This is a genomic window from Xanthomonas bonasiae (genome assembly GCF_014836395.1).
In the GTDB taxonomy this organism is placed as follows: Bacteria; Pseudomonadota; Gammaproteobacteria; order Xanthomonadales; family Xanthomonadaceae; genus Xanthomonas_A; species Xanthomonas_A bonasiae.
This window is the reverse complement of sequence record NZ_JACSQX010000003.1, coordinates 74,385-90,537: the sequence shown is the minus strand read 5'-3', so window position 1 is coordinate 90,537 and position 16,153 is coordinate 74,385. Positions and strand designations below refer to the sequence as shown.

Annotated in this window: 13 protein-coding genes; 7 read left to right on the top strand and 6 right to left on the bottom strand. The window is 69.1% G+C overall.

Annotation, left to right across the window (positions count from 1 at the left end; all coding sequences use genetic code 11):
• Window positions 1-13: 13 nt before the first annotated feature.
• The 3 genes from H9658_RS05435 to H9658_RS05425 all read right to left on the bottom strand — a co-directional run bounded on the left by H9658_RS05435 (window position 14) and on the right by H9658_RS05425 (window position 4,193).
• On the bottom strand, window positions 14-589 hold the full coding sequence (locus tag H9658_RS05435; protein ID WP_003470112.1) for a 2OG-Fe(II) oxygenase: 576 nt from the start codon (window positions 587-589) through the stop codon (window positions 14-16).
• Window positions 590-708: 119 nt separating this feature from the next.
• Entirely contained in the window at window positions 709-2,880 is a 2,172-nt protein-coding gene (locus H9658_RS05430) for a peptidase domain-containing ABC transporter (protein WP_406848110.1), read from the bottom strand.
• Between the two features lie 38 nt (window positions 2,881-2,918).
• Entirely contained in the window at window positions 2,919-4,193 is a 1,275-nt protein-coding gene (locus tag H9658_RS05425; protein ID WP_225209777.1) for an HlyD family efflux transporter periplasmic adaptor subunit, read from the bottom strand.
• A gap of 621 nt (window positions 4,194-4,814) precedes the next feature.
• Between H9658_RS05425 and H9658_RS05420 the strand changes: the two genes are divergently transcribed.
• Window positions 4,815-5,936, top strand: coding sequence for an alpha/beta hydrolase (locus H9658_RS05420; RefSeq protein ID WP_191824638.1), 1,122 nt, complete (start codon window positions 4,815-4,817; stop codon window positions 5,934-5,936).
• Between the two features lie 25 nt (window positions 5,937-5,961).
• Here the strand turns inward: H9658_RS05420 and H9658_RS05415 are convergent, their stop codons facing one another.
• The 3 genes from H9658_RS05415 to cysS form a co-directional block, all read right to left on the bottom strand.
• A complete protein-coding gene (locus H9658_RS05415; protein WP_191824637.1) occupies window positions 5,962-7,209 on the bottom strand; it encodes an MFS transporter in 1,248 nt (415 codons plus the stop codon).
• On the bottom strand, window positions 7,206-7,643 hold the full coding sequence (locus H9658_RS05410; RefSeq protein WP_179563940.1) for a SufE family protein: 438 nt from the start codon (window positions 7,641-7,643) through the stop codon (window positions 7,206-7,208). The genes H9658_RS05415 and H9658_RS05410 overlap by 4 nt, the downstream gene beginning before the upstream one ends.
• 415 nt (window positions 7,644-8,058) lie before the next feature.
• Window positions 8,059-9,468 carry a cysteine--tRNA ligase gene (cysS, locus tag H9658_RS05405; protein WP_191824636.1) on the bottom strand — a complete coding sequence of 470 codons (1,410 nt, stop codon included), beginning with the start codon at window positions 9,466-9,468 and terminating at the stop codon, window positions 8,059-8,061.
• Window positions 9,469-9,864: 396 nt separating this feature from the next.
• Between cysS and H9658_RS05400 the strand changes: the two genes are divergently transcribed.
• The 6 genes from H9658_RS05400 (at window position 9,865) to H9658_RS05375 (ending at window position 16,152) form a co-directional block, all read left to right on the top strand.
• Window positions 9,865-10,392 carry a hypothetical protein gene (locus tag H9658_RS05400; RefSeq protein ID WP_191824834.1) on the top strand — a complete coding sequence of 176 codons (528 nt, stop codon included), beginning with the start codon at window positions 9,865-9,867 and terminating at the stop codon, window positions 10,390-10,392.
• A gap of 299 nt (window positions 10,393-10,691) precedes the next feature.
• Window positions 10,692-11,717: an N-acetylornithine carbamoyltransferase gene (locus H9658_RS05395; protein ID WP_191824635.1), complete on the top strand. Its 1,026-nt coding sequence runs from the start codon at window positions 10,692-10,694 to the stop codon at window positions 11,715-11,717.
• A gap of 72 nt (window positions 11,718-11,789) precedes the next feature.
• Window positions 11,790-13,031: an argininosuccinate synthase gene (locus H9658_RS05390; RefSeq protein ID WP_191824634.1), complete on the top strand. Its 1,242-nt coding sequence runs from the start codon at window positions 11,790-11,792 to the stop codon at window positions 13,029-13,031.
• A 188-nt stretch (window positions 13,032-13,219) separates the two neighbouring features.
• Complete coding sequence (locus tag H9658_RS05385; protein WP_191824633.1) at window positions 13,220-13,672, top strand: GNAT family N-acetyltransferase; 453 nt, start codon at window positions 13,220-13,222, stop codon at window positions 13,670-13,672.
• Between the two features lie 6 nt (window positions 13,673-13,678).
• Window positions 13,679-14,776, top strand: coding sequence for an acetylornithine deacetylase (locus H9658_RS05380; protein ID WP_179563945.1), 1,098 nt, complete (start codon window positions 13,679-13,681; stop codon window positions 14,774-14,776).
• A 59-nt stretch (window positions 14,777-14,835) separates the two neighbouring features.
• A complete protein-coding gene (locus tag H9658_RS05375) occupies window positions 14,836-16,152 on the top strand; it encodes an acetylglutamate kinase (protein ID WP_191824632.1) in 1,317 nt (438 codons plus the stop codon).
• The last annotated feature ends 1 nt before the right edge of the window (window position 16,153 follow it).

Genomic DNA, 16,153 nt, shown 5'->3' with positions numbered 1-16,153 from the left:
TTGCTGTGCTGGTCTAGCGGCGGATGCGCCGCATGTGGAACGCGAGGGTGGTGCACAGCGTCGGGCAATCGCGGGCCGGGGCGCGCGACGCACGGACGATGGTCCCGTCAAACAGCACCAGCCGGCCGGGACGCGGACGGATGGAGATGCATTCGCGCGCGGCATCGTAGAACACGGTTTCGCCGGCCCAGCCGTCCTTCCATTCGGTGCTGGTGTAGAGCAGGGCGACCCGCTCCTGGTCGGACGGCTTGGCGTAGTGATGCGCGGCGCCGTCCTGTCCGTGCGTGTGGCCGCTGGCGTAGGCGCGGACCAGGCCGTAGTCGGGCGCCAGTTCTTCGCGGATGTGCCGCCACACGTCGTTGAGCGATTCCAGCCCCGGCGTGGCGTTGAGCACGTCGTCGTGGATGGCCCGGTCCTGTGCGTTGCGGCTGCCGCACAGGTGGATGTGCCAGGACGGATGCGCGTCGCCGAGCAGGCCCGGGTAGACGCCGTATGCCCAGCCGCCGCGACCGCTGGCCAGTTCCGGCAGATGCTGCACGTCGACGAAGTTGTTGACGACCTTCAGGGATGACGCTTCCGATGACGACACGGCGTTACCTCATGGTTTCGTGGAGGGCGAAAGGAGCGGGGATGGGCGAGCGCCACGCGTTCCCGGCGGAGGCCGCGGCGCGGCGTCCTCGCCGACGCCCGCCAGGAGCCGGCGTGGTCTCATGGCGCGTCTCCGATGGACGACGTCGCTGCGATGGGAGCCGCGTGGCGCGGCAGCGGACGCGTCACGGCTGCCCCTTCGCACAACTCGATGACACGGTCCGCATGCGCGATGGTCTCGGGCCGGTGCGCGATGACGATGCGGGTGATGTTCAGCGCCTTGATGGCGTGGTTGAGCCGCCGTTCCATGGCCACGTCCAGGTGGCTGGTGGCTTCGTCCAGCACCAGGATCTGCGGCCGGCGATACAGCGCGCGGGCCAGGAACAGACGCTGCTGCTGTCCGCCGGAAAGGGAGGAACCCATGTCGCCGACCAGGCTGTGATAGCCCATGGGCATGGCCACGATGTCTTCGTGCACGCCGGCAAGGCGCGCTGCGTCCTCGATGTCCTGCGGCGTGGCGAGGGCGTCGAACAGACTGATGTTTTCTGCGATCGAACCGGTGAACAGGTGATCGTCCTGCATCACGCTGGCGGTCATCGCGCGATAGCGCGACTTGCCGAGCCGGCGCAGATCGATGCCGCCGATCTCGATCGATCCCTGCTGCGGGTCGAGCAGGCCGAGCAGCAGCCGGATCAAGGTGCTCTTGCCGCAGCCGGACGGACCGACGATGGCCACCGATTCGCCCGGCCGCACCGCGAAGCTGCACTCGCGCAGGATCCACGGCTCGCCTTCGGCATAGCGAAAGCCGACCTTGTTGAACGCCACGCCAGGTTCCGGCAGCGGGCCGACGTGTTCGCTGCTGGCGTAGGCTTCCGGCGCGGTCAGCACGATGTCGGCCAGGCGCTCGGCCTGCAGGCGCAGCATGCGCAGCTCGATCGCGTAATCGATCAGGCTGGCGACGCGGCTGCTGAACTGGTCGCCGTAGGCGACGAACGCGGTCAGCATGCCGACGGTGAACTGGCCCTTCAGCCCCAGCCACGCGCCCAGCCACAGCACGCCCAGCCGTTGCGCGCCGGTGGCCAGGCCCTGCAGCGCGGTGAACAGCATGTCCAGGCGCTGCACCGCGATCGAGGTGTTGAGCGTGTCGGCCGCCGCATTGAGGTAACGCCCGGTCTGCTCGGCTTCCTGGTTGTGCAGGCGGATCGTCTGCACCCCGCGCACCGCTTCCAGGAAGCGGCTGTGCTGTTTGGCGGTCACCGTGATCTGGCTGAGGTTGGCTTCGCGGTAGATGCGGAAATACAGCAGCCGCAGGCCCGCATACAGGGCCACGGCGCTCAGCACGATGGCCGACAGCAGCGGGCTGTAGACGAACAGCACGACCAGGGTGATGCCGGCCATGAGCCCGTCGAGCAGGATCTCGACGAAGCGCGTGGTCAGGGTCTGCTGGATCGCGTCGATCGCGCCGAAGCGCGACACGATGTCGCCGAGGTGGCGCGCGCCGAAGTAGGCGTGCGGCAGCCGCATCAGGTGCTGGAACACGTTGCCGGTCCAGCCCAGGTTGAAGTGGGTGCTGAGCCACATCACCGTCCAGCTGCGCAACGCGGAGACCAGCGTTTCCAGCACCATCAGCAGGGCGAAGCTGAGCCCGAGGAAGGTCAGCAGGTCGTGGTCGCCGTCGGCGATGACCTGGTCCACCACCAGTTGCATGAACAGCGGCGCGAGCAAGGCGAACAGCTCCAGCACCAGCGCCAGGCCGAAGATCTGCGCGAGCCCGCGGCCCAGGCCGCGGATCGAACCGGCGAGCGAGCGCAGCGAGACCGGCGGCGCCTCGCGCTGGCGCTGGAACGTGGGGCCTTTCGAAAACTCGATGGCGACGCCGGTGAAATGCCGTGCGACCTCGGCCAGCGGCAGGGTGCGCACGCCCACGGCCGGATCGTGCAGGGTGACCTTGTTCCTGCCGACCTCGTGCAGGACCACGAAATGGTCGAGATCCCAATGCAGCACGCACGGCGTCTGCAACTGGCCCAGTTCGTCCATCTCCAGCCGCAGCGGCCGGCTTTGCAGCCCCAGCGCGTGCGCCACTTCGATCAGGCGCCGCGCGGTCATGCCTTTCAGCGACGGGGTGAAGCGCCGGCGCAGCGCGGCCAGGTCGGTATGGTGGCCGTGGTAGCCGGCGATCATCGCCAGGCAGGCGAGTCCGCACTCGGCCGCTTCGGACTGGAGCACGTTCGGCAGGCCGCGCGCGCGCCAGAAACGCAGCCGCGGCGTGCCCTGCGCGCGAGCGGCATGCAGGCTGTCGTCGTTCGCGCTGCGATCCTCGGCGTGGCGGCTCACGAACCGCTGCTCCAGCGATGCCCCATGCCGTACAGCGGTTCGAAGATCCATTCGACGATGCGGCGCCGGTCCAGCAGCATGTCCGCCTCCAGCGCCATGCCCGGGCGCAGCGGCTGCTGCTGCCCGTAGGCTTGCACGTTCTGGTTGGCGAGATCCACGCGCGCCAGGTACAGCGAGTCGGTCGATGGCGGCGTGCCGCCGCCGAGCAGCAGGGTCACCTCGCCGGGCATCAGCGCGCTGCGCGAGACGCTGCGCACCACGCCATGCTGCAGGCCGAATTTCTGATAGGGAAAGGCCTGGTAGTGCAGGGTGACCTCCACGCCCGGATGCACGAAGCCGACCGCCTGGCTGGGCACCAGCAGCTGCGCCTGCAGCCGCGAACCGTCGGGCACGATGGCCAGCAGCGGCTGCCCGAGCGACACCGACGCGCCGGGCTTGACCAGCAGCGAGGACACGATGCCGCTGGCCGGCGCGCGCAGTTCGCTGGCGCGGGTCGCTTCGTTCTGGGCCAGCGCCTGTTCGACCTGCGCCAGTTGCCGGCGCAGTTCGTTGAGCTTGGCCGAGACCGCCAACGGCAGCTGGGTCAACTGGTCGTCGAGCGCGCTCAGTTGTTGGCGCGTGCCGGCGTGCTGCTGCTGCAGCGAGCGCAATTGCGATTCGTCGGCGAGCAGGGCCGATTGTTCCTGCTCGACCTGCAGCGCCGGGATGTAGCCACCGGCCACCAGCCCGGACCACTTGTTCACCAGGTCCTGGACCAGCGCCATCTGTTTCTTCTCGATCGCGATCTGCGCGTCGATCTGCGCCAGCTGATCCTTCAGCAGGGTTTGCTGGGCGCGGTTGTCCTCGGCCTGCTTGTCGCGCAGGGTGAGCGCATCGCCGATGTCCTGGCGCAGGCTGACGGCCTGCCGCTGCAGTTGCGTGCTGACGCCGGCCGCGGTATTGCCCAGCGCCTTGCTGGTGTGTTCGCCGGACAGGGACACCAGGATCTGCCCGGCGACGACGCGATCGCCTTCGGCGGCGGCGACGTGGTCGACCACGCCGACGGTGTTGGCGGTCAGGCTGATCAGGCCGGCGCGCGGCACCAGCAGGCCGGTGACGTGGACGCGCTGCGTGTAGTGTCCGGCGAACAGCCAGGCGAGGATCGCGGCGCCGATGAGCAGCGCGGCGACCGTCCATGCCTGGGTCGAGACCGGCGTGGCCAATCGCACTGTCCCCAGCCATGCCTGGCTGGGTGCGTCCAGCACCTCGCTGCGAAAAAGCGAACCTTCCATTTCACTTCTCTCCGTATGAACTTCGCACGGGAAAATGCAGGCAAGCGGCGAACCTGGCGTTCCGTCAAGGACCCTGCCGCTGGTCCGGGCGCAACGGTTCCAGGCATGGCTTTCGCGAACCTTTCGGCAGCGCGGCGCTGCGATCCGGCCATGGCGCGCGCATGCGCCGCCTGCTGCAGGCGAGTGAGACGGCGTGCGTAGTTCGCCCCTGGGACGCAAGCAAATCGACGTCGCTGCAGCGCAGGCGGGCGTGTGCGAGCGGGCTCTGCGCGTCTTGTAGACAAATGCGCTGGACCTGCCTGCGGCGGTGCAGGCGCAAGCCGAAAAGGGCGAGGTTGCGCCGTTGCATCCTCGCCGCGCATGCCGGACCGCGACCGGGTTTAAATGCGCCTGTCATGCCGCCGCCGCAGACTGGACGCGTGGCGGACGGCCACGCTGCCGCCGCCTGCCGATGCTCGCCAATCGCCTTTCCTGCCCGCCGCAGCACGTGGCCGTCGTGGTCGTGCACGCTTTCGCGACGTGGCGGGTCCGTGCTGCCGGCGCCGAGGGCGCTACGCAAGCCACGCCGCTGTGGTCGCCGCGGGCGCGGCGCCATCCGCGGCAGGCTGCGGACAGGTGCGCATGACCTCTGCACCGGTGTCCGTTGCGGCGCCGCCGCCACGCGCGCGCACGTCCCGCGTCTGGCGCTATGCGCGCTGGCCGCTGTTGCTCCTGCTGGTGCTGCTGGCGGTGCTGGCAGTGGGGCCGCGGGTCAGCCCGGCGCTGCCGCAGGTCGCGTTGCCGGCGGTGCCGCAGGATCCGCTCGTGCTGCAGGCCTGGCTGGACGCGCGCGAGCGGACCACTGCCGGCCTGCGTGCGGACAATCAGGCGCGCATCGTCTGGGCCGACCCGGCGCACCCGGGACGCCGCGACTGCGCCATGGTCTATCTGCACGGCTTCACCGCCAGCCAGGGCGAGGGCGCGCCGACCCACCAACGCCTGGCGCGCAGCTTCGGCTGCAATCTGTATCTGCCGCGCTTGCCGGGGCACGGGCTGGTCGCCGCCGACGCCTTGCGCGGCATCGATGCACCGCGCCTGCTCGGCGGCGCCGCCGAGGCGTTGGCGGTGGCGCGAGTGCTGGGCCGGCGCGTGGTGGTGATCGGCAATTCGATGGGCGGCGCACTGGCGCTGCAGACCGTGGCCGCGCACCCGCAACAGGTGCAGGCCCTGGTGCTGTGGTCGCCGCTGGTACGCGAGCACGGCGAGCAGCTGCAGCCGATGCTGTGGCCGTGGGGGGCGCAGCTGCTGCTGTGGTCGCGCAACGGCGGCGATCCGGTCATGCGTTACCCGGTCGACAGCGGTTACTGGGCCGACGCCACCCATGTCGACGGCTACCGCGCGCTGGCCGCGCTGACCCGCGGCGGCATGCTGCCGGCGACCTATGCGCGGATCCATGTGCCGGTGTTCCTCGGCTACTACTATCGCGACGCGCAGCATCAGGACGCGACGGTGTCGGTGGCGGCGATGCAGGCGATGTTCGCGCGACTGGGCACGCCGCCGGCGCTGCGCCAGGCGGTGGATTTTCCCGGCGCCGGCAATCACGTGCTGGCCTCGCCGATCCGCTCCAAGGCGGTGCCGGCGGTGTTCGCGGCGACCTGCCGGTTCCTGGCCGGCAAGGGCGGGTTGACCCAGCCGGCGAACGTGCCCGATTGCGCGGCGGCGTGGAACGCCGACGAGCGCGTGGACGCCGCCGCGGCGCGCTGAGCGCGCCGCGGCGGCTACTGCGCCGTCACTGCAGTTCGCGCAGGTCCAGTTTGCGCAGCTTCGGCGCTTTCCAGGCGGTAACGCCGGCCACGACCAAGGTCACGCATCCGCCCAGTACCACCGCGGGCACCAGTGTGATCAGTCGCGCCATGACCCCGTCGTAGAACGCGCCCAATTCGTTCGACGAGCCGATGAAGATGCCGTTGATCGAGGACACCCGCCCGCGCATCGCATCCGGCGTGGCCAGCTGCAGGATGGTCGAACGCACGATCACCGACACCCCGTCGCACATGCCGTAGACCAGCAGGATCGCCGCCGACAGCCAGAAATGCCGCGACAGGCCGAAGGCGATGGTGCACAGGCCGAAGCCGGTGACCGCCAGCAGCAGGATGCGGCCGGCATTGCGCTGCAGCGGGCGCCGCGCCAGCCACAGCCCGACCAGCACCGAACCCAGCGCCGGCGCGCCGCGCAGGATGCCCAGGCCCTCCGGACCGTAATGCAGGATGTCGTGGATGAAGGCCGGCAGCATCGACACCGCGCCGCCGAGCAGCACCGAGAACATGTCCAGCGCCATCGCGCCGAGCATGATCTGGTTGGAGAACACGAACTGCGCGCCCTCGGCGATGCTGCGGAAGATCGGCGCGCGCGGGCCGTCGTTGATCGGCTCGGCCACGCGCAGCAGCAACAGCGACAGCATCGCCACGCCGGCCACCGCCATGGCCACGCCATAGGACAGGCCCTTGCCGCCCCAGCCGACCAACACCCCGCCCAGCGCGGGACCGATCACCATGCCGGTCTGGAACACCACGCTGCCGATGCTGGCGCCGCGCGCATACGCGTCGCGCGGCAGCGTGCGCGCGAACAACGCGTTGTACACCGGCGACAGGAACGCCCGCGCCGCGCCGGTCAGCGCGATCGCCGCGTAGATCGGCCACACGCCCTGCACCGGCAGCCAGCCGTGGGTCAGCGCGGTCAGCACGCCCGCGGTCGCGACCAGGCCGAGGCTGGCGAGCATGCCCAGCCGGCGCCGCGGCAGGTGATCGACCAGGTAACCGGCGAACGGCGCGATGCAGAAGAACGGCAGGATCTCGGCGAGTCCGATCAGCCCCAGCGAGAACGGATTGCGGGTGATCTCGTAGATGTGCCAGCCGACCGTGACCGCGACGATCTGGTAGGACAGCATCGCGCAGATGCGATAGGCCAGCACCAGCGCGAAGCCGGGATGCGCCAGCAGCGTGCGCAGGCTCTGTGCGGGCGGGAGCGGGGCGCTCATGCCTGCGCGCGCGCGCTGTCCTGGATGAATGCCAGGATCGCGGCCAGGCCGTTGCTGCGGGTCGGCGACAGGTGCTTGCCCAGGCCGATCGCGGCGACGAAGTCCGGCGCGGTGGCCAGGATCTGCGCGGCGCTGCGCCCGGAGTAGACCCGCAGCGCCAGGTAGATCAGGCCGGAGACGATCGCCGAATCGCTGATCGCATGGAACACCAGCCGCTGCGCATCGCCCTCGGGCACGATCCACACCATCGACTGGCAGCCGTGCAGGCGGTGCTGCTCGGTCTTCCACTCCTCGGGGAACGCCGGCAGCTTGCGGCCCAGGTCGATCAGGTACTGGTAGCGCTCGGACCAGTCGCCGAAGAAGCCGAATTCCTCGGCGATGGCGGCCTGCGCGTCGGCGGGCGTGGGTTCGAGCGGGAAATCGGTATCGGTCATCGCAAATCCAGAATCAATCGGTAAAGCCCCGCTCCCTCCGGGAGAGGGGTTGGGGTGAGGGTAGGGGCGCAGCCTCGCGAGAAATCGACGGCAGCCGCTTCGCCCGCCGTCCTATCGGCGCTGCCGTACCCTCATCCGCCCCTTCGGGGCACCTTCTCCCGATGGGAGAAGGGAGGACTCAGCGTTGCGCGGTGTCTTCGAGCGCCATGTTCGAGCGGGAAATCGGTATCGGTCATCGCAAATCCAAGATCAAGCGGTAAAGCCCCTCTCCCCCCGGGAGAGGGGTTGGGGTGAAGGTACGGGCGCAGCCTCGTGAAAAATCGACGCCGGTTGCTTCGCCCGTACCCTCATCCGGCGCTACGCGCCACCTTCCCCCGAAAAGGGGGCCGTGGTCCCGATGGGAGAAGGGAAGAGCTCAGCCGCGCTTCCACCGCACGCCTTGCGCGGTGTCTTCCAGTACCACGCCTTCGTCGGCCAGCGCCTGGCGGATCGCGTCGGCGCGGGCGAAGTCGCGGTTCTTCTTGGCGGCACTGCGTTCGTCGATCAGCGCCTGGATGCGCGCGTCGTCGCCGTCGCCGACGCCGCGGTTGAACCAGGCTTCGGGCGTCTGCTGCAGCAGGCCCAGCGCCAGGCCGGCACCCAGCAGCTCGGACTTCGCCTGCTGCAATTGCGCTTGCAGCTGTGCGTCGCGCGCTGCGTCGGGACCGCCGGCCGGCGCGAGCAGTTGCCGCGCCGCCGTGGCGATCCGCGCCACTTCGGCCAGCGCCTGCGGCGTGTTGAGGTCGTCTTCCAGCGCAGCCTCGATCGCCTGCGGAATCGACGCGGTGGCCTGGACCGCGTCCAGCGCGCGCAAGGTGCCGTACAGCCGGTCCAGGGTGTTCTTGCACTGCTCGATCAGCGCATCGGACCAATCCAGCGGCTGCCGGTAGTGCGCGCTCAGCAACGCATAGCGCAGCGCTTCCGGCGGATGCCGGGCGATCAGGTCGTGCACGGTCTCGATGTTGCCCAGCGACTTGCTCATCTTCGCGCCGCTGAAGTTGAGCATGCCGTTGTGCAACCAGAACCGGGCGAAGGTGGCGCCGCCGTGGGCGCATTCGCTCTGCGCGATCTCGTTCTCGTGGTGCGGGAACTGCAGGTCCACGCCGCCGGCATGGATGTCGATGGTCGGCCCCAGGTGCGCGGCGGCCATCGCCGAGCATTCGATGTGCCAGCCGGGACGGCCGCGGCCCCACGGCGAGTCCCAGCCCGGCAGGTCGTCGCTGGACGGCTTCCACAGCACGAAGTCGCCCGGGTCGCGCTTGTACGGCGCCACCTCGACGCGGGCGCCGGCCAGCATCTCCTCCGGGTCGCGCCGCGACAGCTTGCCGTAGCCGGCGAAGCTGGCCACCGCGAACAGCACGTGGCCCTCGGCGGCATAGGCGTGGCCGCTGCCGATCAGCCGCTCGATCATCGCCACGATCTGCGGGATGTGCGCGGTGGCCTCCGGTTCCAGGTCCGGCGGGGTCACGCCCAGCGCGGCCATGTCCTGCCGATAGATGGCGGCGAAGCGGTCGGTGATGGTGGCGATCGGCACGCCCTGCGCCTGCGCGGCGGCGTTGATCTTGTCGTCCACGTCGGTGATGTTGCGCGCGTAGCGCAGCGCGCCGTAGCGGCGCCGCAGCAGGGCGGCCAGCACGTCGAACACCACCGGGCCGCGCGCGTTGCCGATATGCGCATAGTTGTAGACGGTGGGTCCGCAGACATACAGCGTGGGACCGGCGACCGGATCGAGCGGTTCGAAGACATCGACCCGGCGGGTCAGGTTGTTGTGCAGGCGCAGGCTCATCGGCATCGGGCGTGGGGAAGCCTTGCGATTCTACCGGCAGCGGCCCAGGGCGTCTCATCCCTTCCGGGCTGGGCCGCGTCGTGTCCGCCAGGTCGCCAGCGGGCGGCGGCGCGCCGTGCGACGGACATGGCCAGGTCCAGTCGCACCGCGCCGGCTGGCGACCTGCCTGGCCCGACCCGAAGAACCGCGCTTGCGCGCGCCGGCCGCCGCGCCATCGCAGGTGTCGTCTTCCTAGCGCTTTCTTGTCGGCATACGCACGAAATCGGTGCGAACTGCGCCGGAAATGGAGCTGTCCGGGACAGGCCGGGACAGGCCACGGGGCCGTAGGCTTGCGTTCAGCCCGACGCAAGCTGCGATGCCTACACTGATCGATCTGTCCTTCGAAGCCCGGTGCCGATGCGTCCGTACCTGTTGTTGCCGCTGGTCGGCCTGTTCGCATGCGCCGCGCCGGCCTGGGCGCAGGACAGCGAGGCGCGCAACCGCGTGGTGGTGATCGAGAACGTCAAGCTCGACTACGCGCAGGTGTTGAACGTGGAGCCGGTCTACCAGACCCTGCGCGCCACCCGCACCGAACAGCAATGCGACCCGGTGCAGACGCCGGCCCCGACCCCGGCGCCGGCCAAGCCGGAGGACGACAGCCGCCTGAACCGGCTGATGGATTCGGTCAAGGACATCTTCAGCCGCCGCCACGAAGAGGCACCGGCGCCGGCCGCCGCCGCGCCGGCGCCGGCGTCGAGCGGGCGCAACTGCCGCACCGTCGAGGTCGGCCGCGAGTTCCGGCGTCCGATCGCCTACGACGTGGACTATGTCTACAAGGGCACCAAGTACCGCTCGCGGCTGCCGGAGGATCCGGGCAACCGGCTGCGTATCCGCGTGTCGGTGGCGCCGTACGTGCCCGACGCGGTCGTGGTGCCGCCGCGATGAGCGCGCGCGCTTGCGCCTGCGGCGTGCGCGTGCGAGGATGCGCGCCGATGAAAGCGAACCTGCCCCAGCACGATCTCAGCGCCGCACGCATGGCTTCGGGCATGACGTCGCGCGCGCGTCGACCGGAATCCCACATCCTGGCTGGGTAACCGGAGCGCTGTGCCGTTCGTTCTGAAAAACCCAGCCCGAGGCTGGGTTTTTTTGTTTTCATACCCCGGAAAGGTTTCACCCGTAAAGAACTACAGCGCGTCCCGCGCACGCCACCACCGCGGTGGCTCCACGCAGCAAAGGATGGATCGATGTCTCTGAAGCACTTCTTGAACACCCAGGACTGGAGCCGGGCCGAGCTGGACGCGCTGTTGACCCAGGCCGCGCTGTTCAAGCGCAACAGGCTGGGCAGCGAGCTGAAGGGCAAGTCGATCGCGCTGGTGTTCTTCAACCCGTCGATGCGCACCCGCACCAGCTTCGAGCTGGGCGCGTTCCAGCTGGGCGGGCATGCGGTGGTGCTGCAGCCGGGCAAGGACGCGTGGCCGATCGAGTTCGACCTGGGCACGGTGATGGATGGCGACACCGAGGAGCACATCGCCGAGGTGGCGCGGGTGCTGGGCCGCTACGTCGACCTGATCGGGGTACGCGCGTTCCCGAAGTTCGTGGACTGGTCCAAGGACCGCGAGGACCTGGTGCTGAAGAGCTTCGCCAGGTACTCGCCGGTGCCGGTGATCAACATGGAGACCATTACCCACCCGTGCCAGGAGCTGGCGCACGCGCTGGCGCTGCAGGAGCATTTCGGCACCCAGGACCTGCGCGGCAAGAAGTACGTGCTGACCTGGACCTACCATCCCAAGCCGCTGAACACCGCGGTGGCCAATTCGGCGCTGACCATCGCCACCCGCTTGGGGATGGACGTGACCCTGCTGTGCCCGACCCCGGACTACGTGCTGGACCAGCGCTACATGGACTGGGCGGCGCAGAACGTGGCCGAGAGCGGCGGCTCGCTGCAGGTCAGCCACGACATCGACAGCGCCTACGCCGGCGCCGACGTGGTCTACGCCAAGAGCTGGGGCGCGCTGCCGTTCTTCGGCAACTGGGCGCCGGAGAAGCCGATCCGCGACCAGTACCAGCACTTCATCGTCGACGAGCGCAAGATGGCGCTGACCAACAACGGCGTGTTCTCGCACTGCCTGCCGCTGCGCCGTAACGTCAAGGCCACCGACGCGGTGATGGATTCGCCGAACTGCATCGCCATCGACGAGGCCGAGAACCGGATGCATGTGCAGAAGGCGATCATGGCGGCCCTGGTAGGCCAGGGCCGCCGGGATTCGTGATTCGGGAGTGGGGATTCGCAACGTCGAATCCCGCCCCCGCTCCCATTTAGTCAACCGCAGAGAGATTCCCCCATGTCGCAGCAAACCGCTTCCACCAATCCCGAATCCCCAATCCCGAATCCCGGCACCAAGGACATCGTCCTGGCCTTCTCCGGCGGCCTGGACACCAGCTTCTGCATTCCCTATCTGCAGGCCAAGGGCTACGCCGTGCACACGGTGTTCGCCGATACCGGCGGTGTGGACGACGAGGAGCGCGACTTCATCGAGAAGCGCGCCGCCGAGCTGGGTGCGGCCAGCCACGTCACCGTCGATGGCGGCCCGGCGATCTGGAGCGGCTTCGTCAAGCCGTTCGTGTGGGCCGGCGAGGGCTATCAGGGCCAGTACCCGTTGCTGGTGTCCGACCGGTACCTGATCGTCGATGCCGCGCTCAAGCGCGCCGACGAGCTGGGCACCAAGATCATCGCGCACGGTTGCACCGGCATGGGCAACGACCAGGTGCGCTTCGACCTGGCGGTCAAGGCGCTGGGCGACTACGAGATCGTCGCGCCGATCCGCGAGATCCAGAAGGAGCACACCCAGACCCGCGCCTACGAGCAGAAGTATCTGGAGGAGCGCGGCTTCGGCGTGCGCGCCAAGCAGAAGGCGTACACGATCAACGAGAACCTGCTGGGCGTGACCATGTCCGGCGGCGAGATCGACCGCTGGGAAGCGCCGGGCGAGGGCACCCGCGGCTGGTGCGCGCCGCGCAGCGCGTGGCCGATCGAGCCGCTGACGGTGACCTTGAAGTTCGAGCGCGGCGAAGCGGTGGCGGTGGACGGCAAGCCGCTGGAAGGCGCCAAGCTGCTGGCCAAGCTCAACAAGCTGTTCGCTCCGTACGGCGTGGGCCGCGGCATGTACACCGGCGACACCGTGATCGGGCTGAAGGGCCGCATCGTGTTCGAGGCGCCGGGCCTGATCGCGCTGCTGGCCGCGCATCGCGCGCTGGAAGATGCGGTGCTGACCAAGCAGCAGAACCGCTTCAAGCCGGAGGTGGCGCGCAAGTGGGTGGAGCTGGTCTACGAAGGCTTCTACCACGATCCGTTGAAGACCGACCTGGAGGCGTTCCTGGATTCCTCGCAGGCCAAGGTCAACGGCGAAGTCACGCTGGAAACCCGCGGCGGCCGCGTCGATGCGGTGGCGGTGAAGTCGCCGCACCTGCTCAACGCCAAGGGCGCGACCTACGCGCAGTCGGCGGACTGGGGCGTGGCCGAGGCGGAAGGCTTCATCAAGCTGTTCGGGATGAGCTCCACGCTGTACGCGCAGGTCAACCGCTGAGGATAGAGCCCCTCTCCCTTCGGGAGAGGGGTTGGGGTGAGGGTGCGGGCGAAGCCTCGCAACATTTCGACCTGCAAGCTTCCCCGCACCTTCACCCGCTCGCGCGAAATTCGATTCACTAGGCTTCGCCCGTACCCTCATCCGCCCCTTCGGGGCACCTTCTCCCGGTGGGAGAAGGAACTGGCTTGATGGAACCCATGCACGCACTGCGCATCAGCATCGACAAGCAGGAACTGGATCTGCCGCTGATCCATCGCTTCCTCAGCGAACAGGCCTATTGGTGCCTGGGCATCCCGCTGGACACGGTGCAGCGGGCGATCGCCGGCTCGCTGTGCTTCGGCGGCTACGTCGAGGGCGCAGGGCAGGTGGCGTTCGCGCGCGTGATCACCGACGGGGCGACCTTCGCCTACCTGGCCGACGTGTTCGTGCTCGATGCGTACCGCGGCCGCGGCTACGGCAAGCAGCTGGTGGCGGCGATCATGGCCCACCCGCAGCTGCAGGGCCTGCGCCGCTTCATGCTCGCCACCTCCGACGCGCATGCGCTGTACGCCCGGCACGGCTTCGCCGCGCCGGCGCGGCCGCAGTCGCTGATGGAAATCGCCTATCCCGACCTCTACCGCACCAGCGCCACGGCTGCCTGACCCGCCATGACCGATCTGCTCGAACCCACCCTCGCGCACCTGCACCAGCTGGTGTCCTTCGACACCCGCAATCCGCCGCGCGCGATCGGCACCGGCGGCATCTTCGACTACCTGCGCGCGCAGCTGCCCGGGTTCCAGGTCGAGGTGATCGACCACGGCGCCGGGGCGGTCAGCCTGTACGCGGTGCGCGGCGCGCCCCAGTACCTGTTCAACGTGCACCTGGACACGGTGCCGGACTCGCCGCACTGGAGCGCCGACCCGCACCTGATGCGGCGGACCGACGACCGGGTGATCGGCCTGGGCGTGTGCGACATCAAGGGCGCGGCCGCGGCGCTGGTCGCGGCGGCCAATGCCGGCGACGGCGATGCCGCGTTCCTGTTCTCCAGCGACGAGGAAGCCAACGATCCGCGCTGCATCGCCGCGTTCCTGCAACGCCGCATTCCCTACGAGGCGGTGCTGGTGGCCGAGCCGACGATGAGCGAAGCGGTATTGGCGCATCGCGGCATCAGCTCGGTGCTGATGCGCTTCGCCGGCCGCGCCGGACATGCGTCGGGCAAGCAGGATCCGTCGGCCAGCGCGCTGCACCAGGCGATGCGCTGGGGCGGCAAGGCCCTGGACCATGTCGAGTCGCTGGCGCATGCGCGCTTCGGCGGCCTGACCGGCCTGCGCTTCAACATCGGCCGGGTCGAGGGCGGGATCAAGGCCAACATGATCGCGCCGGCCGCGGAGCTGCGGTTCGGTTTCCGGCCGCTGCCGTCGATGGACGTGGACGCGCTGCTGGCGACCTTCGCCGGTTTCGCCGATCCGGCCGCCGCGCACTTCGAGGAGACCTTCCGCGGGCCGAGCCTGCCTTCCGGAGAGATCGCCCGCGCCGAGGACAAGCGCCTGGCCGCGCGCGACGTCGCCGATGCGCTGCACCTGCCCATCGGCAATGCGGTGGACTTCTGGACCGAGGCCTCGCTGTTCTCGGCCGGCGGCTACACCGCGCTGGTCTATGGCCCGGGCGACATCGCCCAGGCGCACACCGCCGACGAGTTCGTGACGCTGCAGCAGCTGCAGCGCTACGCCACCTCGGTGGACCGCATCATCAACGGCGTGCGCTGAGCACGCGCCGCCGGGGCCACGGCCCTTCCATCCCGGATCACGGAACCGCCATCACCGCCATGCACGCCAACAAGCAAACCCGCCAGACCATCGTCCGCCTGCTCTCGAGCATGGCCAGCGCCAAGGAGATCAGCCAGTACCTCAAGCGCTTCTCGCAGCTGGATGCCAAGCGCTTCGCCGTGGTCAAGGTCGGCGGCGCGGTGCTGCGCGACGATCTGGAGGCGCTGACCTCCTCGCTGTCGTTCCTGCAGGAAGTCGGGCTGACCCCGATCGTGCTGCACGGCGCCGGCCCGCAGCTGGATGCGGAGCTGTCGGCCGCCGGCATCGAGAAGCAGACCGTCAACGGCCTGCGGGTGACCTCGCCGGAAGCGCTGGCGATCGTGCGCAAGGTGTTCCAGGCCTCCAACCTCAAGCTGGTCGAAGCGCTGCAGCAGAACGGCGCGCGCGCCACCTCGATCACCGGCGGGGTGTTCGAGGCGCAGTACCTGGATCGCGACACCTACGGCCTGGTCGGCGAGGTCAAGGCGGTGAACCTGGCGCCGATCGAGGCCAGCCTGCAGGCCGGCTCGATCCCGGTGATCACCAGCCTGGGCGAAACCCCGAGCGGCCAGATCCTCAACATCAACGCCGATTTCGCCGCCAACGAACTGGTGCAGGAGCTGCAGCCGTACAAGATCATCTTCCTCACCGGCACCGGCGGGCTGCTCGACGAGGAGGGCAAGGTGATCGATTCGATCAACCTGTCCACCGAGTACGCGCACCTGATGCAGCAGCCGTGGATCAACGGCGGCATGCGGGTCAAGATCGAGCAGATCAAGGATCTGCTGGACCGCCTGCCGCCGGAATCGTCGGTGTCGATCACGCGCCCGGCCGACCTGGCCAAGGAACTGTTCACCCACAAGGGTTCGGGCACGCTGGTGCGGCGCGGCGAGAAGGTGCTGCGCGCCACCGCGTGGGGCGAGCTGGACACGCAGCGGCTGAAGTCGCTGATCGAATCCAGCTTCGGCCGCACCCTGGTGCCGGACTATTTCGACAAGACCCGGCTGCTGCGCGCCTACGTCAGCGAGAATTACCGCGCCGCGGTGATCCTGACCAACGAGGACGGCTACACCTACCTGGACAAGTTCGCGGTGCTCGACGACGCGCAGGGCGAAGGCCTGGGCCGCGCGGTGTGGAACGTGATGCGCGAGGAAACCCCACAGCTGTTCTGGCGCTCGCGCCACAACAACCAGGTCAACATCTTCTACTACGCCGAATCCGACGGCTGCTTCAAGCAGGAGAAGTGGAAGGTGTTCTGGTACGGCTTGGAGAACTTCGAGCAGATCCAGCACTGCGTGGCGCATTGCGCCACCCGCACGCCGACCTTGCTGGGCTGAT